General features: G+C 29.2%; 19 protein-coding genes and 1 other annotated feature. Of the genes, 1 reads left to right on the forward strand and 18 read right to left on the reverse strand.

Features of this window, described 5'->3' with window-relative positions:
* Nucleotides 1-55 precede the first annotated feature (55 nt).
* The 7 genes from gatB to ACJDTP_RS17315 all read right to left on the reverse strand — a co-directional run bounded on the left by gatB (nt 56) and on the right by ACJDTP_RS17315 (nt 8,701).
* Nucleotides 56-1,495 carry an Asp-tRNA(Asn)/Glu-tRNA(Gln) amidotransferase subunit GatB gene (gatB, locus tag ACJDTP_RS17285; protein WP_077842232.1) on the reverse strand — a complete coding sequence of 480 codons (1,440 nt, stop codon included), beginning with the start codon at nt 1,493-1,495 and terminating at the stop codon, nt 56-58.
* Nucleotides 1,496-1,508: 13 nt separating this feature from the next.
* Nucleotides 1,509-2,948: an Asp-tRNA(Asn)/Glu-tRNA(Gln) amidotransferase subunit GatA gene (gene gatA, locus ACJDTP_RS17290; RefSeq protein ID WP_406761936.1), complete on the reverse strand. Its 1,440-nt coding sequence runs from the start codon at nt 2,946-2,948 to the stop codon at nt 1,509-1,511.
* A 15-nt stretch (nt 2,949-2,963) separates the two neighbouring features.
* Entirely contained in the window at nt 2,964-3,248 is a 285-nt protein-coding gene (gene gatC, locus ACJDTP_RS17295; RefSeq protein WP_271813160.1) for an Asp-tRNA(Asn)/Glu-tRNA(Gln) amidotransferase subunit GatC, read from the reverse strand.
* 366 nt (nt 3,249-3,614) lie between these two features.
* Nucleotides 3,615-4,904, reverse strand: coding sequence for an aspartate--tRNA(Asn) ligase (gene aspS / locus ACJDTP_RS17300; protein ID WP_171771290.1), 1,290 nt, complete (start codon nt 4,902-4,904; stop codon nt 3,615-3,617).
* A 312-nt stretch (nt 4,905-5,216) separates the two neighbouring features.
* Nucleotides 5,217-5,472 (reverse strand) — a binding site (T-box leader).
* A 201-nt stretch (nt 5,473-5,673) separates the two neighbouring features.
* A complete protein-coding gene (locus ACJDTP_RS17305) occupies nt 5,674-6,228 on the reverse strand; it encodes a GNAT family N-acetyltransferase (RefSeq protein WP_173710619.1) in 555 nt (184 codons plus the stop codon).
* 424 nt (nt 6,229-6,652) lie between these two features.
* Nucleotides 6,653-7,765: an amidase domain-containing protein gene (locus ACJDTP_RS17310; protein ID WP_406761937.1), complete on the reverse strand. Its 1,113-nt coding sequence runs from the start codon at nt 7,763-7,765 to the stop codon at nt 6,653-6,655.
* Between the two features lie 33 nt (nt 7,766-7,798).
* Nucleotides 7,799-8,701 (reverse strand): M15 family metallopeptidase, encoded by a 903-nt coding sequence (locus ACJDTP_RS17315; protein ID WP_341479759.1) that lies wholly within the window; start codon nt 8,699-8,701, stop codon nt 7,799-7,801.
* A gap of 371 nt (nt 8,702-9,072) precedes the next feature.
* On the opposite strand from ACJDTP_RS17315, the gene ACJDTP_RS17320 reads away from it, so the two are divergent.
* Complete coding sequence (locus ACJDTP_RS17320) at nt 9,073-10,482, forward strand: peptide MFS transporter (RefSeq protein ID WP_406761938.1); 1,410 nt, start codon at nt 9,073-9,075, stop codon at nt 10,480-10,482.
* Between the two features lie 63 nt (nt 10,483-10,545).
* Here ACJDTP_RS17320 and ACJDTP_RS17325 read toward each other — a convergent pair whose 3' ends face one another.
* The 11 genes from ACJDTP_RS17325 to arsB all read right to left on the reverse strand — a co-directional run bounded on the left by ACJDTP_RS17325 (nt 10,546) and on the right by arsB (nt 26,042).
* Nucleotides 10,546-11,601, reverse strand: a complete 1,056-nt coding sequence (locus ACJDTP_RS17325; RefSeq protein ID WP_406761969.1) for an alpha/beta fold hydrolase — start codon at nt 11,599-11,601, stop codon at nt 10,546-10,548.
* A 124-nt stretch (nt 11,602-11,725) separates the two neighbouring features.
* Complete coding sequence (locus tag ACJDTP_RS17330) at nt 11,726-12,067, reverse strand: hypothetical protein (protein ID WP_039771948.1); 342 nt, start codon at nt 12,065-12,067, stop codon at nt 11,726-11,728.
* 180 nt (nt 12,068-12,247) lie between these two features.
* Complete coding sequence (locus ACJDTP_RS17335) at nt 12,248-12,427, reverse strand: hypothetical protein (RefSeq protein WP_012058345.1); 180 nt, start codon at nt 12,425-12,427, stop codon at nt 12,248-12,250.
* A 102-nt stretch (nt 12,428-12,529) separates the two neighbouring features.
* Nucleotides 12,530-14,686: a sensor histidine kinase gene (locus tag ACJDTP_RS17340; RefSeq protein ID WP_406761939.1), complete on the reverse strand. Its 2,157-nt coding sequence runs from the start codon at nt 14,684-14,686 to the stop codon at nt 12,530-12,532.
* Nucleotides 14,661-15,365, reverse strand: coding sequence for a response regulator transcription factor (locus ACJDTP_RS17345; protein ID WP_077306447.1), 705 nt, complete (start codon nt 15,363-15,365; stop codon nt 14,661-14,663). Before ACJDTP_RS17345 ends, ACJDTP_RS17340 begins: the two co-directional genes overlap by 26 nt.
* Nucleotides 15,366-15,999: 634 nt before the next feature.
* Nucleotides 16,000-17,253, reverse strand: coding sequence for an HD domain-containing phosphohydrolase (locus tag ACJDTP_RS17350; protein WP_271814771.1), 1,254 nt, complete (start codon nt 17,251-17,253; stop codon nt 16,000-16,002).
* Nucleotides 17,254-18,064: 811 nt separating this feature from the next.
* Entirely contained in the window at nt 18,065-19,951 is a 1,887-nt protein-coding gene (locus tag ACJDTP_RS17355; RefSeq protein ID WP_406761940.1) for an endonuclease MutS2, read from the reverse strand.
* Nucleotides 19,952-20,608: 657 nt separating this feature from the next.
* Nucleotides 20,609-22,117, reverse strand: a complete 1,509-nt coding sequence (locus ACJDTP_RS17360) for an IMP dehydrogenase (protein WP_077842241.1) — start codon at nt 22,115-22,117, stop codon at nt 20,609-20,611.
* A gap of 520 nt (nt 22,118-22,637) precedes the next feature.
* Nucleotides 22,638-22,898 (reverse strand): DUF1883 domain-containing protein, encoded by a 261-nt coding sequence (locus ACJDTP_RS17365; protein WP_077841192.1) that lies wholly within the window; start codon nt 22,896-22,898, stop codon nt 22,638-22,640.
* 347 nt (nt 22,899-23,245) lie between these two features.
* Nucleotides 23,246-24,709, reverse strand: coding sequence for a DUF7507 domain-containing protein (locus ACJDTP_RS17370; RefSeq protein ID WP_077842044.1), 1,464 nt, complete (start codon nt 24,707-24,709; stop codon nt 23,246-23,248).
* A gap of 283 nt (nt 24,710-24,992) precedes the next feature.
* The gene (arsB, locus tag ACJDTP_RS17375) at nt 24,993-26,042 is read right to left on the reverse strand and encodes an ACR3 family arsenite efflux transporter (RefSeq protein ID WP_173707585.1); all 1,050 of its coding nucleotides are present in this window, start codon (nt 26,040-26,042) and stop codon (nt 24,993-24,995) included.
* Between the last annotated feature and the right edge of the window lie 12 nt (nt 26,043-26,054).

A 26,054-nucleotide genomic window follows, 5' to 3' on the forward strand; every position in this document is an offset into this window, starting at 1 on the left:
ATAAAAAGGAGAGCTTCTGCATATAAAATGCATGCTCTCCTTTTCAATCCATTTCTTAAATTTCGCTAAGTTTCTTATCTACTAATTCCTTAGCTACCTTAGGATTTGCTTTTCCTTTTGACAATTTCATTACTTGACCCATTAAGAATCCAGCACTTTGTGTCTTTCCTGCTTTAAAGTCTTCTACTGATTGAGGATTATTCGCAATTACTTCATCAACTATTTTTTCAAGTTCATCAGATGAACTGATTTGCATAAGTCCTTTTTCTTCAATCATCTTCATTGGATCTTTGTTTTCATCAAAGATTTCATCGAGAACTTCTCTTCCTACATTATTGCTTATTTTACCTTCTTCGACTACCTTAAGAAGTTTCGCAAAGTTTTCAGCTTCTAAAGTCATGTCTTCAGATTCTATTTTTTTATCATTTAATATTCTTAAAATATCACCCAATATCCAGTTTGAAGCTATTTTAGGTGTAGCACCTAAAGATACAACATTTTCAAAGAAAGTAGCAAGTCCTTTATCACCTATTAAAATATCAACTTCTTTTTCTGTAAGTTCATATGCAGTTAAAAATCTTTCTTTCTTTTCATCTGGCATTTCAGGTAACGATTTAGTTATTGTTTCAATTTGTTCATCATAGATTATAATTGGTGGTAAATCTGGTTCTACCACATATCTATAGTCATCTGCTTCTTCTTTAGATCTCATAGGGATTGTTTTACCTTTTGCAGCATCCCATCTTCTAGTTTCTTGAACTACCTTATGGCCTTCTCCATAAGTGTAAAGTTCTCTTTGTCTTCTTTCTTCTTTTTCTAAAGCTTTTTGAAGTTCTCTAAATGAGTTGATATTTTTAAGCTCTACCTTAGTTCCATATTCCTTTTGCCCAACTGGTCTTAATGAAATATTAGCATCGCATCTTAATGACCCTTGTTCCATACGGCAATCAGAAATTTCACCATACTCTAAGATTGATTTAAGCTTTTTCATGAACGCTACAGCTTCACTAACACTTCTCATATCTGGTTCTGTAACTATTTCTGCTAGAGGAACACCAACTCTGTTATAGTCTACTAAAGAAATTGGTTCTCCTTCTACGTGAACTAGCTTTCCAGCATCTTCTTCTATATGAATTCTATTTAATCTAACTTTTACTTGCTTTCCTTCATGTTCAAATTCTACAAGCCCACCTGAACATATTGGCAAGTCGAATTGTGAAGTTTGATAATTCTTTGGAAGATCAGGATAAAAATAATTTTTTCTATCCATTTTATTATATTTATTTATTGTACATCCTAGTGCAGTTCCTGCTTTTATTGCTAAATTTACAACTTCTTCATTAAGAACTGGAAGTGTTCCAGGAACCCCTGTGCATATTGGACATGTGTTTGCATTAGGTTCTGCTCCAAATTTAGTTGAACAAGAGCAGAAGATTTTTGTCTTCGATTTTAATTCTGCATGTATTTCAAGTCCTATTACTGTTTCAAAATTCATCGTAATTCCCCTCCTATAATTCAATAGCTAAAGCTTGTTCTAAGCTATATGCAGCTTTGAATATTTTTTCTTCGCATAACATATCACCCATTAATTGAATTCCAATTGGTAAGCCTTCTTTGCTCTTTCCTGCTGGAATTGATATTGCTGGATTTCCAGCTAAATTAACATTAATAGTGTAAATATCAGCTAAGTACATTGCTAATGGATCAGCCTTTTTTTCACCAATTTTAAAAGGTAATACAGGTGAAACTGGTCCTACTATCAAGTCATATTTTTCAAAAGTCTTTTTAAGATCATATCTTAATTTTCTTCTAAAAGCATCTGCTTTTTTATAATAAGCATCATAATATCCAGAAGCAAGTGCATATGTTCCAAGCATTATTCTTCTCTTTACTTCCGCTCCAAAACCTTCAGTTCTACTGTTTTCCACTAATTCATCTAGATTTGTGTAATTTGGAGTTTTATAACCATATCTTATTCCATCATATCTATCTAAATTAGTACTTGCTTCAGCAGATGACATTATATAATAAGCTGCTAATCCTTCCTTAATTATAGGAAGAGAAAATGTTTCAACTTCTGCTCCTAATTCTTTTAATTTATCTAAACTATTTTTTACTGATTCCTTAATTTCTTCATCTAAGCCTTCACCAAAGAATTCTTCTGGGACACCGATTTTCATTCCCTTAATTCCATCTTGAAGACCAGCAGTATAATCTATTTCTTTTAAATCTCTTATACTTGTAGAATCATATTCATCAGTTCCAGAAATTATATTTAAAATATAAGCACTGTCTTCTACTGAATTAGAAAATGGTCCAATTTGATCTAATGATGAACCAAAAGCAATAAGACCAAATCTAGAAACTAATCCATATGTAGGTTTTAATCCTACAACACCACAAAATGCTGCTGGCTGTCTTATAGATCCACCTGTATCAGACCCTAACGACACTGGTGCGAATTTTGCTGCAACAGCTGCTGCTGATCCACCTGATGATCCTCCTGGAACTCTAGTTATATCCCTTGGATTTAAAGTCTTTTTAAATGCTGAGTTCTCATTTGAAGATCCCATTGCAAATTCATCCATATTTGTTTTACCAATAATTATTGCATCTTCAGCTAATAATTTTTTTATTACAGTTGCATCATATGGGGGAATAAAATCTTCAAGCATTTTTGATGCACAAGTAGTGTTTACTCCTTCTGTACAAATGTTATCTTTTATTGCTATTGGGATACCTGCAAGTCTTCCTAGAGATTCACCAGCTTTTATTTTAACATCAATTTCTTTAGCTTTAGCTAATGCTTCGTCACAAGTAAGAGTTAAAAATGCATTTATAGTCCCTTCGTTTTTTGTAATTTCTTCAATATATGATTGAACTAGTGCTTCACTAGTTAATTCTCCACTTTTAATTTTTTCTACCATTTCTTTAATATTCATTTGCATTATCTAGTCACCACCCTATTCAATAATCTTTGGTACTTTAATATAAGTCTCTTGCATATCTTTAACATTTCTGAATAAATCTTTGCATTCAAATGACTTAACTTCATCTTTTCTTACCACTGGCTTTAATTCTGCTTTGTTATCTATATCTTCTTTAATATCTAAATCTAATTCATTCAAATATTGAAAATGCTCTAAAATATTTTCAAATTCTTTTGCAAATTCAGCAGCTTCTTCATCAGAAAATCTTAATTTAGAAAGCTTTGCTATATATTTTACTTCATCAATACTTACTTTCATTAATTTCACCTCATCAAATTTTTATCATTGTAATGCTGTTTTTAAAGCACTATGTTAAAATTCATTAGCTTTGCATAAACTAATTAGCTTTATTCAATAGAAACTTTTCTAGGTTTCTATTGAATAATTCATTTTAAAGGAAACTCGACTAGCATTCGCTCACTGAGTAAGTGATTCACACCAAATCAAAGATTTGGGTTCTCTACTTAAGGAAACTCGACTCACTATGTTCGCTGAGTAAGTTCGACTCGCATTCGCTCACTGAGTACTCACAGAGTAAGCGATTATCATCAAATCATAGATGCTCACAGAGAAAGTTCGAGTAACCAAATACAAGATTTGGATTCTCACTTTTGTGTTCTCTAATTACGGTGTTAATCTCTTCATGTCTCTTGGGAATAATGATGCTTCTCTTATATTTCCAAGGTTTAATATTTGCATTGTAATTCTTTCAAGACCTATTGCAAATCCTCCATGAGGTGGCATTCCATACTTAAATGTATCTAAATAGAAAGCAAAATCTTCAAGCTTTAATCCTAATCTTAACATTTTAGCTTTTAGCATTTCATAATCATGTATTCTTTGGCCACCAGTTGTAATTTCAACACCTTTGAAGATTAAGTCGAAACTCTTTGTCATTTCTCTATTTTCTTCACATTCCATAGCATACATTGGTCTCTTAGCTGTTGGATACTCTGTTAGGAATACATAGTCACTATTATATTTTTCTTTAACATATTTATGGAATAGTGCCTCACCCTCATTATCAATATTTCCAACTGGAGATTTTTTATTAAATTCTGTTAATAAAATTTCTTGAGCTTTAGCAAGTGGAATTCTTGGTATATTAATTTCTTCTGGAAGAACCACATCAAATAATTTCAATTCTTCAGCGCATTTTTCATTTAAATGCTTATATAAATATCTTATAAAGTTTTCTTCCATTTCCATAAGATCAGTTTCGTCTTTTATAAAGCCCATTTCAACGTCTAAACTAACATACTCATTTAAATGTCTCCAAGTGTTGTGAAGTTCTGCTCTATATGCATAACCGACTTCAAATACTCTTTCAAAACCTGCTCCAACCATCATTTGCTTCCAGAATTGAGGACTTTGTGCAAGGAAAGCTCTTCTGTTAAAGTAATTAACAGTGAACATTTCAGATCCACCTTCTGTTCCAGAATGAGTTATCTTTGGAGTATGAATTTCTTCAAAATCATTATTCTTGAAGAACATTCTAAATGCTTCTTCAATTTCATTTTGAACTTTAAAAATTGCTTTTTTCTTAGGAATTCTAAGACTTATTGTTCTATAATCCAATTGAGTTTCAAGTGCAGCTTTTTCTTTATAGCTTTGAATTTCAAATGGTAATTTATCATAATATACAGTTCCTGCTATTTTAATATCTGATACTTCAATTTCCATACCTTTTGGAGCCTTTTCATTTTCACGAACTATTCCAGTTACTTCTACTGCATTTTCAAGTCTTAAACCTTTAATTTGTTCCTTAGTACATACTAATTGAATTATCCCAGATTTATCTCTAAGTAAGATAAATGAAACATGTGAAAGATCACGAATTTTATGAACCCATCCCTTAAGTAATACTGTTTCTTCCCCGTTAACTGCTAAATCTTTAATAAATATTCTTTTCATGATTATTGCTCCTTTTCCCATATATTGATTATTTTTACATAAGATTTTTATAGATATTTTGTAAAAATAAATATTTTTATTTTAATTAAAATTTATAACAAAAAAATCGTAGGCGACTATGGAGCCGGAGATTTTTTTCACGCATCTGCCTTTTCGAACGCATGTGAGAAAAATTTGGCAGGCGAATAAGATTTTTTTTTTATTCTTTTTTAAATACAAATACTATTCAATCAACCTTTTTTAAGTTATCTACAGATTTTACTGAAATATAAATTCCTAAAGAATAAAAAAATCTCGTCCCTATGCATAATGCATAGGGACGAGATTGACTCGCGGTACCACCCTAGTTAGTTTATAAAAAACTCACCTCAATGAAGTACAAAACATCATTATTTTATACTCTCCACTTTTAACGGTATGGACCCGATTAAGCCTACTCTTTTAATCTAAAATTTCGGTTAATAGCTCCGAAGTGTTCTTCGATTCAAGATTCATGCGGATATCTCACCATCATCCACTCTCTAAAAATCATCTATTTGAATTTACTTTTCTTCATCATTGCATATATAAATTTTAATTTCTCAAAAATAATTTCTTTATTAATTACAAGCACATTTGCTTTATGGAATTCATTATATTGCAAAATAATTTATAAATCAATACTTTTTTTAAAAGTTTGTTAATAAAATTTCAAATTATACTTTTTTATGAATAATTTTCTTACAATGCATATTGATATAAATTACTCCTTCACAATACTTAAAGTTTGTCATTTTAATTCTTTCATTAAAACAAATCTTCTTAATCCACCATATTTTAATTTATCTTCCATAACATTATACCCAAGTTTTTTAAATGTATTCAGACTATATTTATTATCTGGAAAAACTGTTGCACAAATACAATTCATTCCTGCTGTTTTGCTTATTTCTTCAAGAGATTCGCATATTATCTTTTGAAGTTTATTTCCTCTATAATCATCCAAAACCATAGTTGATTCAATCTGTCCCACCTTAAGAAGTTCTTCCCCTTGAATTTTTATATCATGTCCATAATTATGTTCGTCATATCCATATTCAATATATGCTCCTATAGCAATTAATTCATCTTCATCCACTGAAACACAACCCAAAACTATACCTTTTTCATTTATAGCCGTTTCAAATTCTTTTTTATCTGAGCATACAAAAAATTCTTTGTTTTCTAATCTTGTATATACATCCTCTTGTAATTTCATAATTTTATCGATATAACTTATATCCAATAATTTCAACTGAGCTTGTACAACACTTTTATCTTTTTTATTTAATACTACTTGTTTCATTCTACTTTAGTAAGAATACAACTATATTTCTTACTAGTCCCCCCCTTAATGATTAATATCTGATTTGTATTATACTATAATAATTTGATTATATAAAACTATATTATATTGCAATTCACAATGCGCATTTCACAGTTCAAAATTAGGGCTAAGATTCTCGCAATGCTTTCAGGATTATAATGGAAAATTATTTTTGCAATATATATATTATAATATGATTATTTCAATAAACTTGTTGTGATAGCTGAATTAACTAGTATTAATTACATAATTAATACTGATTAATTATGTAATTATTAAACTTTTTACTTTCGTCATGAGGTAAATTTCATTAATCATTATAGATACATTCACCACATTTTGTTCTTTAAATTTTAAATAAAGCCTTAAAGTGCATTTAATTACCCCTTAAGGCAAATTTTATTTAGTAATGAACTCTAATAAGCCAAAACTTAATTTTTTTATCACTCCATCCTAAATCCCATGGAACATTATTTCTATCTGTATTATGACACGTTACTAAGGAATATCCTTTAGAATCGACTCCTGTAACTGTCGATACATGGGTTATATCACCTTTCTTTTCGTATGCTATGAAATCTCCAGGAAGTAATTTATAAGAAGCCTTATATACCTTTTCATAACTTCCTCTAGCAATTACCGATGCTCTTCCGCTATTAATCATATAGTGAGTAAACTTACCGGCATTTACCCAAGGACCTGTTGCACTTCCTTTGTCATAGTTCCATGTAGAATTTTCCTTGAATTTTCCTCCTTCGCGTAGTATTTGTGACGCAAAATTTGCACAATCTCCACCTTCTGGATTAAAATCTCTATATTTATTATTATACTTAAAGCCATATTCCTCAATAGTTGCTGCTCCACAGTACCTTTCTGCATATTCCTTTGCTCCTTTTCTTTTTTCATTAATATTTGAAATATCTCTAGGAGGCTGTGATGATATATATTGTTTAATCTCATCTGCTTTAATATTTTCTAAACTTAGTGAATCAGCAAATGGATCTGTATACCATTCCTTTGTTATTATCCAATTATTATCTCTCTTGCTTAATTGAAAAGAATGATATGTCCCCATTCTTGAACTATTTATAGCTTCAGGCTGATCCGGATATATGTACTTATATTCTGTATTACAAATTAAACTAAAAGAACATTTATTGTCTCCAATTTTCGATTTTTTGATTACTACTTTAGGAACGATATCCACAAATTGTATTCCCTGCTTTTCAGCCCAGTTATTAACATACTTAACCTTTTTTTCCTCATACTCATATGCCCATTGACCATATCTAGTATCAGTAGCATATAAGGCTTTAATTGAATCCAAATCCTTGCTAAGTATAGCTTTATTTTTTATTGCAAATATATTTTCTACAATACTTTTTACCTCATTGTCGGTACTAGCATCAGCAAATACAATGCTACTTTTATCACTAGTAATCAATGATAGAAACACAATGAATACTAAGGTGATCATAAATTTTGACCTGTTTTTTTTGATTTTAGAGAGTCGCATCTATAATACCCCTTTCTAAATTAAGTCATTCAGTTACAATTTATTGTTAATTATTTCAATATACTTATTAGTTTCTTCGTTTAGAGGAACACCTTGGAACCATTCATCATTGTTATTCCAATTAGCAAAATATCTAGCTTTTAATATTATTTCTGGTCTATATTCAAAATGCAATATATCAAAATGCCCCCATTTTCCTCCCCACACGAAATTATTCTTTTCAAATGCTTCCACTAGTTCCTTAGGGTAGTCTGATAGTCTTTCCTTTCCAGCCTTTTCTGAACTCCACTTCCAATAATCTCTCTTATCACTTTTAAGATCAATTGCTATTCCATATGAATGTGGGCTTAGCCTTCCAGTTCCAGATATAACTCTGTAATTAAATGTTCCACTTGCAGGGTAAAGTATACTACCTATATCTGATCTTGATTTTGCTAAAGGCATTAATTCTTTTAAAGCTGCTTCTAAAGACGCATTAGCATTATTTTGCTTATTGAATTGATAATTAGTATATCCATACTTTAAACTAGCTAAGTTTTTTTCAATTGCTCCCTTAGAATTTCCATACACTTCGCTTAATAATTCATAATGTCTAGCTCTACCAGGATCAAAATTTTTATCCATGATTTCTGTATTTTTTTCTAATGGGTAGTCTTGCTCTAACATATCTTGTAAATCAGGATTTGTTAATTTTACTTCATGATTTTTTTCCTTTTTATCATCATAAATAATTTTCTTACCTGATTTCATAATTATATAAACTTCATCATCACTTTTCTTTTCCACATCTACTATATATTGAGGATATGATAACATAAGAATCAAAATATCCTGCTTCATCTCTGTTTTGTAATCCCTATCTTCTGATGCCTTTGAATCTATAGGAATGCTAAAAATAATAAAAAAACATATTATAAAATTACTAATTTTTCTTATCAATTATATTTCACCACCTTTTTAATCGTATAAATATATACTGTCCCAAGAATAAACATACTATGTACAATAATTTCTTATAAAAACTTAGTAAACAAATTTTAAAAATACATAAAAAAATCATATTTTTTTATTAATATCAAAAAATATGATTTTTTTATGAAAAGCTATCATTTTTTAATATATTGCTAATTTAACAACTGTTTTTAGGGATTCTATTATTAAATTTTTTATATAGAATATTTAATTTTTCATATAAATACCACTATTACAGGTTATAATTTAACATTTTTGTAAGCAAAAATTTGCAAGTTGTCGAATTTGTTGCTAAAATTGTTATGTTAATAAAATATCAAAGAAAGAGGTTTATTATGGAACTTAAAAAAGACAGTGATATAACGATGAAAGAAGTTTCATCAAACGAATCAAGCAAAATGAAACATCCTCCAGGTCTGTATATGTTATTTTTTACAGAAATGTGGGAAAGATTTAGTTACTATGGTATGAGAGCATTGCTTGTAATGTATTTAACTACAGAATTTATAAGAGGTGGACTTGGTGTAGATAAGGTATCTGCAATGACTATATATGCAAATTTCACATCTCTTGTATATCTTACACCACTAGCAGGCGGATATATCTCAGATAGATACTTAGGACAAAGAAAAGCTATCACCATTGGAGGAATAATAATAGCTCTTGGACAGTTAACATTATTCTCAAACCAAAGTATGACTACATTGTACATAGGTTTATTTTTACTTATAATCGGGAATGGTTTCTTTAAACCAAATATTTCAACAATGGTTGGTCATTTATATGCTGATGGCGATAAAAGAAAAGATTCAGCTTTCACTATTTTCTACATGGGAATAAATGCCGGATCATTTTTAGCACCTCTTATATGTGGTACATTAGCAGAAAAAACAATGGCTACTACACAAGCAGGTGAAATTATACACTACGGATTTAGATATGGTTTCTTAGTTGCAGGACTTGGAATGATTTTAGGACAAGTAATCTTTAATGGATTAGCAAACAAATTCCTTGGAGATATTGGTAAAACACCTGTAGGTGTAGCTAAATCTAATTCCAATGATAATAAGGCAAAGGCTAAACCATTAACTACAAAAGAAAAACATAGAACTGCAGTTATTTTAATATTAACAGCTTTTGCTATAATATTCTGGACAGGCTTTGAACAAGCTGGAAGTTCACTTACTATATACACACAAGATTTTATAGATAGGTCAGTTGGTGGATGGGAAGTGCCAGTATCTTGGTTCCAATCATTAAATCCATTGTTTATATTAATACTTGGAATCCCTATATCAAAGCTATGGTACAAATTAGCTTGCAGCAAGAGTGGTGACTTAAGTATTCCTCAAAAGATGGCAACAGGTTCAATACTATTAGGACTTGGTTTCTTACTTATGGTTGGTGCTGTTATGCAAAGAGGAGGAAATATAGAAGATACTGCTATTAAAGCTAACATGATATGGCTTGTAGGAACTTATTTCTTCCATACTGTTGGTGAACTTTGCTTATCACCAGTTGGACTTTCAATGGTAAGTCAATTAGCGCCAGCTAAACTTGCATCTTTCCTAATGGGTGTATGGCTTCTAAGCAGCTTTGTTGCTAATCAAATAGCAGGAAGACTTGCTGGTTATACAGAAACTTTAGGACACTTACAAATATTTGCTGGAATAGCTGCTACTTCAATTATAATGGGAATATTATTCTTATTATTTAATAAAAAATTAGCAGCAATGATGGAATAGTATATTATGAATAGAAGCTTGTCTTTATACGCAAAGACAAGCTTCTATATTTTATTTTAAAAATTATACTTTATCGTAGAAATTTAATAATTCATCTAAATATGGTTTTTGAATTTCATCTTTTTCTAAATATATTTCATGTCTAGAGTTTTCTATCTTTTCTATTTCGCAATTCTTTGCGCTACTTGCGAATTTATTTTGTCCTTCTGCTTTTACATAAGTATCATTATCAGCTTGAAATAATAATATTGGAATTTCTACTTTTGATGCATTTTCTGGTTTTATAATTTCCTTCGTTGTATCAAAGGCTTCTTTTGTCCAATTATAGCTAGCACCACCTCTTTGAAGTTCTTTGTTATTAGCCACTATATCATGACTATATTTATAACGATTCAAAGAACTTGTCCCAATCTCATTTTCCTTATACTCTGGCGTATATGGTTTCTTACCTAAAACGTAATTTCCACCATTACCAATAGCAACTTCAAATTCTACTATAATATCAGCTAGAAATTTTGGTATATTTCCAGTGTTAACTTCAAGCATAGGAGCACTTAATACCGCAGCATCAAAATAATCTGGGTAATCCTCTATGAATTTTGCTCCAATAGTCCCCCCCATTGAATGAGCAAACAATAATAGCTTTTCACCTTGATTATTTGGCATAACAACTTCATCCATAAATCTTTTAAAATCAGTTACATACTGATCAAATTTCTCTACATTCACTTGGGTTTTATCAGCTATTCCAAGTGTACCTGATCTGCCATGACCTCTATGTTCAATTCCGAAAACATTATACCCTTCCTTTAAAAAATAATATATTAATTCATGATACTTCTCTAAACTCTCAGTATATCCATGAGATATTACTATATTAGCCTTTGCATTTTCTATATTGTATTTCTCATAGTACAATTTAACGTCCTTATCTCCATCTATATAACCAGATTCCAGTTTACTTTTTATATATGGTTCGACTTTACTTTTCATATCTTCATTGTAATTAGATTCAGATATATATATTTCATCTAATTTACTATTTATTTCAGCAGCATTAACTTTAATATTAAAAGTATTTATATTGACAAATAGCTGTACTATAAGTGAAATTAGCATTAAACAAATTTTAAATCTTTGAGTATTTCTATTACTATGCTTCCCCAATTGTTTTACATCCCTTCTTATACATTAATTCATTTTATAAAAGAAAAAGCTGTATCAACAGCTAATTATCCTATAATTATTCTAATATAGAAATTACCCACTTATTACATGCTGTACACTTATGTACTGTTATAACAAATAAATCGAATCTCTTATTTAGATCCATAACTCCTAAGGCGTCTCTCTCCTCTTTAGTAATAAACTCATCATTTTCATCAATATATCCAATTATCTCAACTAGATAATTTTTCTTTGTCTTATCACAACATCCATTGGAACCTGCAATCTCTATAATCTCATAACTTAAATTTTCACTTAATTCATCAATAATACCAATTATGTCTTCATAGTCTTTTATATCATCAACAAAATCCTCTTCATAAAACTCTAAATCTTTAATTTGAAATAATTTATTCATATATTTTTCTCCTCTTTATAACTTCTAATTAAGTATTTTACAACAATTGCATACCTACATATTATAATATGCAGGCTTTTTTTTGGCAAACTTATTATATGTAGTATTATTGTGCAATGTTTATTTATAAAAAAGTAGATCCATCTTTATAAAATATAAATAATGAATCTACTCCTATTTTTAGCTTTCTTCTATAAGCTTTTTTAATTTATTTTGAACTAACCATAACTTCTTTTGCTTTCTATTAAATGCTACCATTCTATTTTTGTTATTCTTGTTTTCATCAATTAACTTGATATATTCAGCATCTGCAATTTTTAAAGCATCTTCAATTACTAATAGTTCCTCTTTAGTAAACATGATATCTCCTCCATTAACTAAAACTATTTATAATATTATAACATAAATATATAAAAGTACTATTTAATGATGAGTAAGTTAATCAAGAACTTTATTATAAATCTATTTCTTAAATATAATAATTACTTTAAATAAATCACCGTCAACTTCAATATTAAAAGTTCCACCTTGGACTTCCACAAAACTCTTTGCAATTGCAAGACCAAGACCAGATCCTTCTGTATTCCTTGATTTATCTCCTCTTTGGAATCTATCTACAATATCAAATGGATCAAAATTCAACTCTTCTGCTGACATATTTTTTATTGTAATCTCTACATTTTTCTCATGATCTATTATGTCTACATATACTCTTGATCCCTTCATAGCATATTTGACTACATTTATTATTAGATTTTCAAAAATTCTAAAGGTTTTTTGGCTATCAAGATTTAATATCACTTTACTTGCAGGGTAACTATTTTTTAATATTAACTTTGAATCCTTTATTTTATCATCCAATTCAATTTGCGTTTGTCTCATTAATTCCACAATATCTACATTCACTAAGTTTAGCTTAATATCTCCACTAGTAGCCTTACTTACTTCAAACAAGTCTTCAATTAGGAATTTCAATCTTTGTGATTTTTTATCAATTGTATCAATATACGATTTTCTTTCTTCTTCAGTTAAATTATCTTTTTTTAATAAATCAGTATAAGTTATTATTGAAGTAAGGGGTGTTTTTAAATCATGAGAAACATTTGAAATAAGTTCCGTCTTCATTCTCTGACTTTTAACCTCTTCATTTACCGCTTTTTTCAAACCATCTTTTATTTTTTCAATTCTATCTTTTAGTGGATTGAATAATCCTAAATCATCCTCTATTTCTACTTCTAGATCACCACCAGCAATTCTATCTGCTTCATTTAAAAGTATACTAAACTTATTCCTTATATCTCCATATTGTTTTCTAATTGAATAAAATAATATTATATTATAAATTAACGCTATTACTATTCCCAAAAACCAGAAAATACAGCAGATTAACATTATTATCAAATTTACGCCAATAACTTTTATAATGAACTTATTGGATTTATCATTTAAATCTATATGCCCTATATAATTAAATACATTACTGAATAGCTTTTTAATCTGCCTAGAAATCTTAATTATTAATAAGTTTTCTTTTAAGTATTTAATTACTCCAAAATTTATTATGCTTTTTAATAACATTACACCTGCAAATATAATATAAATAGCTGCCATCCACATAATTATATTTACTGAAATCACTGTAAAACCTTCAAGATTTTTATCCATTCTTGAGCCAATTAAATCTACAGCTAATCTATTTCTTAATGTTTCTATAACTGTATGCACTAATACAGTTCCAATGACAATTCCACCTATCCCAAAAATAAAGCAATTAATCTCAAAAGGAATTTTCGAGAAATATTTAATTCCAAATACTTCTTTCCCTTTTTTATAAGGAATTAGTAAACTAAGTATTAATATAACACTTACTATTCCTAAGATGATAGTTACCACAGCTGCAATATTAATTTGATTTTGTGATTCATCTATCATTCTGCTTAAACCATCTGTATATTTAAGGTCTTTAGGAATTCCATAAATGAAAGTTACATTCTTAATAGAATTAAATTTGACATTATCTTGAGTAATAAGAGGATAACCCCAAATTTCTCTTATATTTAGGCCTGAAAATGCATTCTTTACGATATTTACATCAGCTCCGTAAACATTACTTATTGACATTAATCCAGTATTATCATATTTTACGGTCATGTACCACGAATACTTATCCTTTAAATTATTGACTTCACTATCAGATATTAATTCCTCTAAATTATTATTTGTATTTGTAATATTTGCATCATCACTATACACTAAATAATCAAGATTTTTATAGTTATTGCTCAAGTTATTCTTCCACTCACTGAGTTCATAGTTAAAATTTCGAATAATATTATCCTCAGTATCATTATGTGTATCATAGGATGATATATAAATTTTATCACCTGATAATTCCTCATGATTTGTCTGTCCTACAAGATCTTTATATAAAACATAATCATTTTTATAAATAGTTCTTAAGAAATCATCTTCTTCAAATGGAGATTTAGGCTCCGCTTTTGCCCATCCCCTCATGTTTGGATAAATATTAAATATTCCTACTGACATTATTAAAAATATAATAAATGTTACTAGATTTGTAACATATGATTTTTTACTGCTTTTCAATTTTGTATCCAACTCCCCATACCACCTTTAAATATTTTGGATTTTTTGTATCAATCTCTATTTTTTCTCTTATATTCCTGACGTGAACCATTACTGTATCAGTATTTATGGCTTCCTCATTCCACACTTTTTCATATATTTCTTCTGCTGAAAAAACTCTTCCTGGATTTTTCATTAACAATTGTAATATTTTAAATTCTATTGGTGTAACTTTTATTAATTCTCCATCAAGAATCACTTCTTTTGTATCAGTGTTTAACTCTAGACCACCAATTGAAAATACATTACTTTTTTGTTCAGCTCCACTTACAACACTTAAATATTTTGAATATCTTCTAAGCTGCGAATTGACTCTAGCTATCAACTCCATTGGATTAAATGGCTTAGTTACATAATCATCCGCTCCAATATTAAGTCCTAGAATTTTATCCATTTCCTCCGATTTTGCAGTGAGCATTATTACAGGAAAATCATAATTCTCACGGAGTTTCATCACCATTGTTATTCCATCCATCTTCGGCATCATTATGTCAACTATTGCTAAATGCAAAGTTTGATTTTCTATTATCTCCAATCCTTCTATTCCATTGCTTGCTCTATAAACATTGTAGCCTTGGTTTTTCAAGTATATCTCTATTCCATCACATATTTCTTTTTCATCTTCAACTACTAAAACATTATAAAAATTCATTACTCTTTAACACCCTCACTTACTATAATTTACAAATAGAAATTAATTCATATATATGTTGCAATTCACAATGCACATTTCATAATTGCAGCTAAAATTCTTGCAATATTTTCAGAATGGTCATGAAGAATTATCTTTGCAATATATATTTAATTAATCTTATAATACATATTAAAATTCCTATTCTTATTTAACTTGGAATAAAATTCACATAAAATTTATTATATATCATATGTGAAGCATTTCCAAACTCATAAATATACTTTCCTACTAATCTTATTTTTATAAAATTCAAGATTGTAAATTATAGAATTAAAGATTCTCCCATAAACCCCTCCTATTCTTAGATGATATATTCTGCAATAACAGATTTGCATTTAAGCTCCTAGTAATCCAAACGTTAAATTAAAACAAAAGTTATAACCTCAAATACAACGCATTATTTTTTATATACTGATTAGCTACAAGTAAAATATACAATTGAAAAATAAAGATAGTTTACAATTAAATCGAAAGAATTTCTAAAGAAATTTAGAAATTCTATGAAAAATAACTTTTCAACTAAAAATCCCAAGCAATTAGTTATATAGCACATATAATTAATTGCTTGGGATCATATGATATTTACTCATTTTTACGAAAATTTCTTTAATAATTGTTTATATTCAGTCGTTATATTCAAATACTTTGCCATTAAATCACTAGCTTGTTTTTTTGCCTCATCAATTATAAAATCATAATTATCTATAAGCAAATTAGTAATATGTAAATCAATTTTATTATCCTTAGCCATGTTATTTAGAATTTTTATTATTCTATCTTTACTAAATTCCTCCTTATAGCTTCTTACACCTAACAAGGCACTAGTAATATCCCCTATTGCTACTATTCTCATTTCTTTAGTTAATTGATTTCCTTTTAGTCCAAACGGATAACCCGCACCATCTAACTTCTCATGGTGAAATGTTCCTATATCTCTTATATCATCTATATTTAGATCACTTAAAATCTCATATCCTATAATAGCATGGCTTTTCATAATTTCAAACTCTTCGTCTGTAAGTTTACCGGGCTTTTCTAAAATTTCTACTGGAATAGCAATCTTTCCTATATCATGAAGTGCAGCTGCCACTTTAATTTTTGATAAAGTTTTCTCATCTACCCCACACAACTTTGCAATTTGATAACTTACAGCTTCTACTAATATAGTATGTTTAACTGTTGCTTCACTTCTAAAATCAATTGAATAAGCTAACATTTTACTATATGATACAACTTCATCTCTTGTAAGTATTCTAGTACCAAAAAAATCATACAACTCATCAACATAAGTTTTATCTATTAATTTTTCAATAAAATTAAATTTTCTATCTGCTTCCAGCAATAATTCTATATACTCATTTGAATATTCTTCTGCATGATTTCTAATAAAATCTTTCGTTAATTCTTTTTTTGATAAATATACCCTATCAATATAATCGGCAAAACTTAATATCATTCCTTCTTTAGATAGAATATCCATGTGCTTGTCCTTAAAATACTTACACGTAAAATGATGGCTTAGAACTATATTATATAAATTAGGTAACGGAGAAAAATATTTTATAAATAATGAACCATAGATAGCATGATCAAATGGAGTTTTTACGTCAATATCAACAAGCTTATCTCTTTCCGCAACCTTATATGCACCGATATCATGAAAAATTGATATGACGCAAATTTTAAGCATATCTTCATTATTATAATTTCCTTTTGCTTTTAATAAATTTAACATTATATATGCAACTTTTTCTCCATGATTCAAAAGCCTTTTATCCACAGAATTAATAGCTCTATGAATGATATGAATCATTTGCTTTAATGTAACTTCCAAATTTTCCTTCATGTGTTTCCTCCAATTCATTCAGTAACAGTAAAATTATCACTATGACATGCGTAATAATCTGTTCATATTATAGCATTATTATTTACCAATAAAAAGGCTTACTTGATACATGTTTCCTGAATTAGAAAGAATTAATACACCATTGTGTTTTTTATAAAAAGAAGTTATCTTATTGGTTTATACACCTTCATAAGATAACCTTTTTTAATATATATGCTGCAATTCACAATGCAAGTTTCACAATTCACAATTACAGCTAAAATTCTTTCAATATTTTTAGAATTATGATTAAGAATTACTTTTACACTACATATAATTATTCAAAGCATTGAAAACATTATAAATTGTTAACTTTTTATATTTTTTTCTGTAACGATATTTTCACTTTTAACTTTTTAATTTCTTTCCTTCTTAAGAATTTAAATTCTTAAATTCCTTTATTCCTAAATTCTTATATTCTTATATTCTTCCGTTTTTTATAGATAAACAAATCCAAAAGTAAACTTATGCATTGTAATAAATCATTATACATGTATAATTTTGTTTAATGTATATGTTGAACTTTTAATCAAAATATACTGCCATACTAGAAAGTAGAAACATTTTTATGCAACAGGCATTGAAAACGAGCTGTTAAAAGCTCTTAATTGTAGGTTGTTCAACTAACGCTTGTCACAATGAAATTGGGAGCAAGCATTAGTTGTGCAACCTGCAATTTAGCACTTTCAGCGAAATTTTCATAGTCCTGTGAAATAACAATGTTTCTACTTTCGGTGGATTATTGCATAAGCCTAGGTTATATATTGTTTATCTATATACCTTCCTGTTTTCTAAACTTTTTGAGTCCTTTTTTAGATCCTCTTTCAATATCTCTATTAAGTTTTCTTTCTTTATAGCTTGAAAATAATTGACTCATATCATAATCTTTAGGATATAATTCTTCTGCGCTAATTTCGAGTTTAATTCTTTTATAGTTTACTTCTATAAATTCATTATTAAATAAAACAGTTATATTATTTAATCTATCAATTTCTTTATAGACAATTCCACTTGAACCTTTATCTAACATTAATACTTTATCTCCAACTTTATAAATATACTCATGAGTTTCAGATTTTTCTATTTCTCTTTTAGGAATTTTACTTTCTTTTACTAAACTATAATTATAGTCCTTTGTTTGAATATATTTTCTACTTTTTTCAATTATATTATCACTAATACCCATTTTTCTTGATATATATAAGGCATTGCTGTCTCCACTTTTTCCTATATGAAGTTTATATAATGGCTCCAAAGTATCTCTTTTAAACTCCATAGCTGCATTTTCGAAGTCCGGATGATTTTGCGAAAAATTTTTGATTTCCCCATAATGAGTACTTGCTACTGTAATACATCCCTTATGATAAAATTCTTCTAAAATTGCAATAGCAAGTGCGGCTCCTTCATTTGGTTCTGTGCCACTTCCAATTTCATCAAAAAGTAATAATGAATTTCTACTGCTTTCTTTTAAAATCTCTGCTAAATTTTTTACATGAGATGAAAATGTACTTAAAGCATTTTCTATACTCTGATTATCACCAATATCAACAAAAATATCATCAAATACTGCAATTTCAGTATTTTCATGTGCACTTATATGAAATCCACTTAATGCTGCTAAAGTAAGTAATCCAACACTTTTTAATACAACTGTCTTTCCACCTGCATTTGGACCAGTTATTATTAAGCTTCTATATTTATTTCCTATTTCAAAATCCAGTGGAACGCACTCTTTAATTAATGGATATCTTCCCTTTACTATTTTTATATAACCATAATCATTGAGTTTTGGCTCAATTCCGCTTATTTCCTTGCTATATTTTGCTTTTGCAAGTATCATGTCATACTCTGAAATAACTTCGATATTTATTTTTATTTCTTGATGCTTTTGAAAAATCATTTCACTTAAGGTAGATAATATTTTGTATTCTTCAACACTCTCTTCAGCCTTTAAAGCTATTAATTCAGTTGTATATTTTGAGACTGAAGCTGGTTCCATAAACACTGTAGTGCCTTTTGAAGAAGCTTCAACTATAGTACCTTGTATATGATTTTTATAAGCAGCTTTAATAGGAAACGTATATCTTCCATTCCTTATACTAACAAAAAATTCTTGCATATACTCTTTATTGCTTGGATTCTTAATAAATTTCTCTATCTTTTCTTTTATTTTTTCTTCACAGAGCTCAATGCTTCTACGAATTTTTTTAAGTTCTTTTGTAGCATTAGAATCAACAATGGTTCCTCTAATAGCCATATTTATTTCATCCTCAATATATTTTAAATCTGTAATATTTTCTCCATATGCACTTAAGGTTTCTGCATATCCTTCTTTATCTTTAACGAACGCTTTTACTTTTCTGCATCCTCTGAGAAAATCTCCTACTGTAATCACTTCTGATGGTTCCAACACTCCACCTTTTTCTATTTTTTCAATTAATGGAGATATATCAAAAACTCCTTCAAGAGGCATATGGTAAGATGCATCTATTAGCCTTCTCCCTTCAGAAGTTTCTTTAATCATTCTTCTTACTTGTTTTATATTATTACTTGGAACTAATTTATCAATCAACTTTTTTCCCAAGTTACTTACACAATATAATTTTACTATGTCTTTTAATTCTTTATAATTTAATTTTTCTAATGTGGCATTATTCATTCTTTTATTTCCTTTTCTTATATATTCAAGCCACGAATAAGGTTATAGATTTCAAAATTGAGCTACTCAGCAAACTAATATTTAATGCAATGTATACCATTCATCGAACATATATGTTGCAATTCACAATTACCGCTAAAATTCTTCCAAGATTTTTAGAATTATTATGGATAGTAATTTTGCAATACATATAATTTAAATTCTTAAATAAGTCAGGACATCCCGCTTAGCAGTTAGTTTTCTGAATGCCAAAGCATAAAACAAAAAAAGCTGTGGATACCTCCACAGCTAAAAATTCAACATTAAATAAAGATAGAAATATACCTATCTTTTGAAAGCAAATTCGTGGCTCGTATCTTTTAATAGTTATAATTAATTCAACAACAAATAAAAGTATAAAACACTTCATTTTTGAATTAATATTAAATTACTATAATTAAGATACTAAACACTCACAAAAATACTTCCTTCCAATGAAATCTATATACTATATAATATGACATGGATTAAAGAATGTCAATTTTAATTTTTATTATTTAAAAATTTGATATTAACTACTAGTAATTTCATATTTTAATTTGCAAACTCTCTATAATTCCTTGCGAAACAGTTGGACTGCATCTTGTAAGTTTGAAATTACCTCATAGTATATTCTCTTTACTGTTGAGCATTATAGTGATTATCTTTTAACATTACATCATGAGAACTTCCTTCTACAATACTTGTTGCAGAAACTAATGTTATTTTTGCATTCTTTTGAAGTTCTGGAATAGTAAGAGCACCACAGTTACACATTGTAGAACGAACTTTGTTAAGTGTTATACTTACATTATCTTTTAAACTTCCAGCGTATGGAACATATGAATCAACACCTTCCTCAAAAGATAATTTCTTATCTCCACCAAGGTCATATCTTTGCCAATTTCTTGCCCTATTAGAGCCTTCGCCCCAATACTCTTTCATGTAGTTTCCATTTATATTTACTTTATTAGTTGGACTTTCATCAAATCTAGAGAAATATCTTCCTAACATAATAAAATCTGCACCCATAGCCAATGCCAAGGTAATATGATAGTCATGAACAATACCGCCATCAGAACATACAGGAATATAAACTCCTGTCTTTTCAAAATATTCGTCTCTAGCTTTAACTACATCAATAAGAGACGTTGCCTGCCCTCTGCCTATACCCTTTTGCTCACGAGTTATGCAGATAGATCCACCGCCGATTCCAACTTTAACAAAGTCTGCTCCTGCTTCTGCTAAAAACATGAACCCGTCTCTATCAACAACATTTCCAGCTCCGACTTTTATATTTTCTCCAAAATTCTTATGTATATAATCAATTGTTATTCTTTGCCATTCTGAAAATCCCTCAGATGAATCAATACATAATACATCTGCTCCAGCCTCTATTAATGCTGGTACTCTTTCAGCATAATCTCTAGTATTAATACCTGCCCCAACTATGTATCTTTTTTGAGAATCAATAAGCTCATTTGAATTCTCCTTATTAGCTGAATAATCTTTACGGAATACCATGTATTTTAACTTTTGATCTTTATCAACTAATGGCAGCATATTTAATTTATTATCCCAAATAATGTTGTTTGCTTCTTTCAAACTTATATTAGCATCAGCATATATAAGTTCACTAAAAGGTGTCATAAATTCTGAAACCTTTGTACTTAAATCCATTCTAGTTATTCTATAGTCTCTACTTGTTACAATTCCAAGAAGTTTTCCATTTGGAGTCCCATCTTCAGTAACTGCCATAGTAGAATGTCCTGTTCTCTCTTTTATTTCTACAACTTCTTCTAAAGTAGTATCAGGTTTGATGTTAGAATCACTAGTAACAAAGCCTGACTTATAGTTCTTAACTCTTGCAACCATAGCAGCTTCATTTTCAATTGACTGAGATCCATATACGAATGAAACTCCGCCTTCTTTTGCTAAAGCTACTGCCATTTTATCATCTGACACTGACTGCATTATAGCCGAAACTAAAGGTATATTAATGCTTAGTGGTGATTCTTCACCTTTTTTAAACTTAACAAGAGGTGTTTTCAAACTTACATTTTGTGGTATGCAGTCTACAGAAGAGTAACCTGGTACTAATAAATATTCTCCAAAAGTATGGGATGGTTCATTAAAATAATATGCCATTTTATCTTACTCCTTTTACATTTTAGATATTTTGTATATAATAATATATTTATCCTATTATTGTCAATGTAAAACAAAATCCATTTACTTATTTTAAAATACCACAAAAATTTAATATAAATTTATATATGTTGCAATTCACAATGCGCATTTCACAATTCGCAATTCCCCTTAAAATTCTTTTAATATTTTAGAATTATGATGAAGTATTATTTGGGCAATATCTAAACGTACGCTAAAGCTAAATCATGCCTATTAATGCATAGATAAACAACTTAAGAATTTGATTCATGCTTTGCAATAAATACCACACTAGAAAGTAGAAACATTTTTATGCAGCAGGCATTGAAAATGAGCTGTTAAAAGCTCTTAATTGTAGGTTGTTCAACTAACGCTTGTCACAATGAAATTGGGAGCAAGCATTAGTAGTGCAACCTACAATTTAGAACTTTCAGCGAAATTTTCATAGTCCTGTGAAATAACAATGTTTCTACTTTCGGTGGATTAGTGCATATGTATTTTATCTAAATACTTTTATGGAATAGTTTAGAATTCCTGCCCCTCCGCCTAAATCTATAACAATATACCAGTGACCAGAACTCGGAACTGTAATGTTATAAGGCGAGCTATCAACTGGACCGCCATAGTATTTAAAACTATTATTATTTCTATATCTAATAAAATTATCACTATCTAATAAATAAATATTTACCTTTCTGTCAATAGTAATCCTCAATATATCTCCTTTTCTAAAGTTACCTTCTTCATAAGAATATTTCATAATGCTTTCAAAACTCCTTCTAAGTTATGTTAAGTGCTGATTGTCAAAGCCTATACTTCTAATTATTCTATTATAAAAAATCTGTTTGATCAAACAGAAACGTTTTAACCATTTCTTTATCTTATACTATGATAATACAAATAAATAATCATGAGTTTTTTTACTCTTACATAGTTCTGTGTTATTATTTGCATGGTCCATAGTGATTATCCTCCTCGTATACTTTGGTTTAGCTATTAAATCATAACACGGAATGGAATGGTCACTATGGATTTTTTATTAGTTTAATTTCATTTTACAATTTGCAAAGAATAAATTTAATAACTCCCAAATACAAGAGATTATAATTAGAAAGTTTCTCTATTTAGACAATTAATTAAATTAATCATTGCACTTGCTTGATCTTGAGTGACTGTACCAGAAGCAGTAGTATTTCCAATTAAAATATTTGCTGCATTCAATACATCATTTACTGTTGAGTTAGAAGGTAGTCCAACTGGCATTAGTAAATTACCACAACCAAGAGTACTTACCAATTGGCCACTATAGCATTGGATATAATTAATATTATAAGTCAAAGCTAATGTTTGAGCCATGAGAACTCCAAGTGTATTTGGTTTTAAACTATCACTCAAATTATTTTGACATGGACTTCCTGGAAGACTACAGTAATTTCCTGCTAATATAATATCAGACAAAGCAATTGTATTGATAAAAAGTGATCGAGGACCACTACCGATTGTTACAGGATTGTTAATTATTCCATCACCATTTGGATCAAGAATCGCACGACCATTATTATTTCCCCAGAATCCTCTAGTTCTACCTAGTGTAACAATTGGGCAAGTTGCACTTGCACTTCCTGTATAAGTGTTTGAAAGTCCATATATTTCTGGAAGTGTTACTACAACAAAAACATCATTTGTTACACTACCGCCACACTGACCTACAGGAACAGTAACAGGAACAGTAAATGTGAAAGTTGATCCTGGTGCTAGTCCATTACTTGTATATACTTTACCTTGATCTAAGGCTGATATATTTAATGGTACATCACCAGTATTAGTGACATTAACTCTAAATGTTGCTGTTCCACCTGATACAGCTGCTCCTGATATACAAATTTTTTCTACTGTGAAGCTTGGATTTACTAATGCTACCAAATGATTATCATAGTCAGAAATTATATTTGAATATCCAGATGGATTATAAGTGGCAACTACAGTGTTTATTAGCGGATTAGGATCGCTAGCAGTCACTAAATGAGTGCTTTGGAAAGTAACAGATGCCCCTGGCGCTAAATTAGATGCTCCAGCATTTATTGCTGTTTGAGTAAGATCTGTTGGAATATTATTAATAACATCTACAACACTATTTAAAATAAGATTAGGCGAATCAGCTGAACTTGTATTAGTAATTACATAGGTGTAAGTTATAGTATCTCCTACTTTACTATAAGCTGGTCCACTCTTAACTATTCTAACAGAAGGCTGAAATAAATTAACAGCGACACTTTCGCTAACACTTAAAGCTGTAACATAATTAGCTGTTACTGTATTTATAAGCGGATCTACTCCAAGGTCAGCAACTACATAATTTATTGTAACTGTATCACATTCCCCAGGTGCAAGAATCGGCTTAAAATTACTTGTAATATCTCCTCCTAGTAAGGGATCATTAACATTAACAAGCTGTAATGACGTGCTTCCTATATTGCATATTTTTATTGTATATGCAACAGTATCTCCTACTTTAGATAAACTTGGTGAAGCAGTCTTAGTAATCTCTATTTGTCCTGATTGAACTGACATAATATCAATTCCTCCTTATCATAAGTTTGTTGCCTTTAACATATTTTATGAATAATGAGTAATTTATGTTACATTATTTATGCATTGTATTCCTTTTTTGCATAAAGACTCGTAGACAAATTGTAGAAATAAATATAAATACTAAAAAAATAAAGACCTCATTTTAAGAGATCTTTATTTTTCCAGAAATTATTCAAATGAAATGTATTCATTTAATATATATTAAAGTAATTTCTAATTATCGAAAAATATTCTAATGTAGGTGGTATATGATTAAAAGTTTCTATTTAGAGTATGAGAAGTATTTTCTTCCCCAATACAATGCTACATTTACTAGTCCTATCATTACTGGCACTTCAATTAGTGGTCCTATTACTGCTGCAAAAGCAACCTTTGATTCAATTCCAAATACTGCTACTGCAACTGCTATTGCAAGTTCAAAGTTATTACTTGCAGCTGTAAAAGATAAAGTAGTAGTCTTATGATAATCTATGCCTGACTTATAACTAATGTAAAATGATACAGAAAACATTACTATGAAATATATTACAAGTGGTATCGCTACTTTAATAACATCTAAAGGTAATTCTACAATATATTTTCCTTTAAACATGAACATAACTACAATTGTAAATAATAAGGCTATTAAAGCTAATGGACTAATTTTAGGAACAAACTTTTTTACATACCATTCTGTTCCATTCATAGGTTCTAGTATAAGTCTAGTAAACATTCCTAGTAAGAAAGGAATACCAAGATAAATCGCAACAGACGTTGCCACTTCTCCCATGGAAATATGAACTTCATATCCTGTAAGGCCGAATATAGGTGGAAGTACAGTTATAAAAAAGTATGCAAATACAGAATAAAATACTACTTGAAATATTGAATTAAATGCTACTAATGCTGCAGCATACTCACTATCTCCATCTGCTAAGCTGTTCCAAAGAATTACCATTGCTATGCATCTAGCAAGTCCAATAAGGATAAGTCCAGTCATTAATTCTGAATCAGATTTTAAAAATACAAAAGCAAGTATAAACATTAATACTGGCCCAATAAACCAGTTTTGTACTAACGATAATCCTAGAACTTTTGGATTTTTAAATACTTTTCCTAGTTCCTTATAATTTACTTTAGCAAGTGGTGGATACATCATAACAATAAGGCCTATAGCTATTGGTATTGATGTTGTTCCAACAGATAAACTTGCGAGTCCCTGTGATAATGATGGCATTCCCCATCCTAGCAGTATCCCTAGTGCCATTGCAACAAATATCCAAAGAGTCAAATATCTATCTAAGAATGATAATCTCGATGATTTATTACTCAATTTTAAAAATCC

Source organism: Candidatus Clostridium helianthi, from assembly GCF_045310795.1.
Classification (GTDB): Bacteria; Bacillota; Clostridia; order Clostridiales; family Clostridiaceae; genus Clostridium; species Clostridium helianthi.

What these genes read in the sequence shown, in the direction of transcription:
- gatB (WP_077842232.1), bottom strand. Translation starts at nt 1,495, where the DNA reads ATGAATTTTGAAACAGTAATAGGACTTGAAATACATGCAGAATTAAAA.
- gatA (WP_406761936.1), bottom strand. Translation starts at nt 2,948, where the DNA reads ATGCAAATGAATATTAAAGAAATGGTAGAAAAAATTAAAAGTGGAGAA.
- gatC (WP_271813160.1), bottom strand. Translation starts at nt 3,248, where the DNA reads ATGAAAGTAAGTATTGATGAAGTAAAATATATAGCAAAGCTTTCTAAA.
- aspS (WP_171771290.1), bottom strand. Translation starts at nt 4,904, where the DNA reads ATGAAAAGAATATTTATTAAAGATTTAGCAGTTAACGGGGAAGAAACA.
- ACJDTP_RS17305 (WP_173710619.1), bottom strand. Translation starts at nt 6,228, where the DNA reads ATGAAACAAGTAGTATTAAATAAAAAAGATAAAAGTGTTGTACAAGCT.
- ACJDTP_RS17310 (WP_406761937.1), bottom strand. Translation starts at nt 7,765, where the DNA reads ATGCGACTCTCTAAAATCAAAAAAAACAGGTCAAAATTTATGATCACC.
- ACJDTP_RS17320 (WP_406761938.1), top strand. Translation starts at nt 9,073, where the DNA reads ATGGAACTTAAAAAAGACAGTGATATAACGATGAAAGAAGTTTCATCA.
- ACJDTP_RS17325 (WP_406761969.1), bottom strand. Translation starts at nt 11,601, where the DNA reads ATGCTAATTTCACTTATAGTACAGCTATTTGTCAATATAAATACTTTT.
- ACJDTP_RS17330 (WP_039771948.1), bottom strand. Translation starts at nt 12,067, where the DNA reads ATGAATAAATTATTTCAAATTAAAGATTTAGAGTTTTATGAAGAGGAT.
- ACJDTP_RS17335 (WP_012058345.1), bottom strand. Translation starts at nt 12,427, where the DNA reads ATGTTTACTAAAGAGGAACTATTAGTAATTGAAGATGCTTTAAAAATT.
- ACJDTP_RS17345 (WP_077306447.1), bottom strand. Translation starts at nt 15,365, where the DNA reads ATGAATTTTTATAATGTTTTAGTAGTTGAAGATGAAAAAGAAATATGT.
- ACJDTP_RS17350 (WP_271814771.1), bottom strand. Translation starts at nt 17,253, where the DNA reads ATGAAGGAAAATTTGGAAGTTACATTAAAGCAAATGATTCATATCATT.
- ACJDTP_RS17355 (WP_406761940.1), bottom strand. Translation starts at nt 19,951, where the DNA reads ATGAATAATGCCACATTAGAAAAATTAAATTATAAAGAATTAAAAGAC.
- ACJDTP_RS17360 (WP_077842241.1), bottom strand. Translation starts at nt 22,117, where the DNA reads ATGGCATATTATTTTAATGAACCATCCCATACTTTTGGAGAATATTTA.
- ACJDTP_RS17365 (WP_077841192.1), bottom strand. Translation starts at nt 22,898, where the DNA reads ATGAAATATTCTTATGAAGAAGGTAACTTTAGAAAAGGAGATATATTG.
- ACJDTP_RS17370 (WP_077842044.1), bottom strand. Translation starts at nt 24,709, where the DNA reads ATGTCAGTTCAATCAGGACAAATAGAGATTACTAAGACTGCTTCACCA.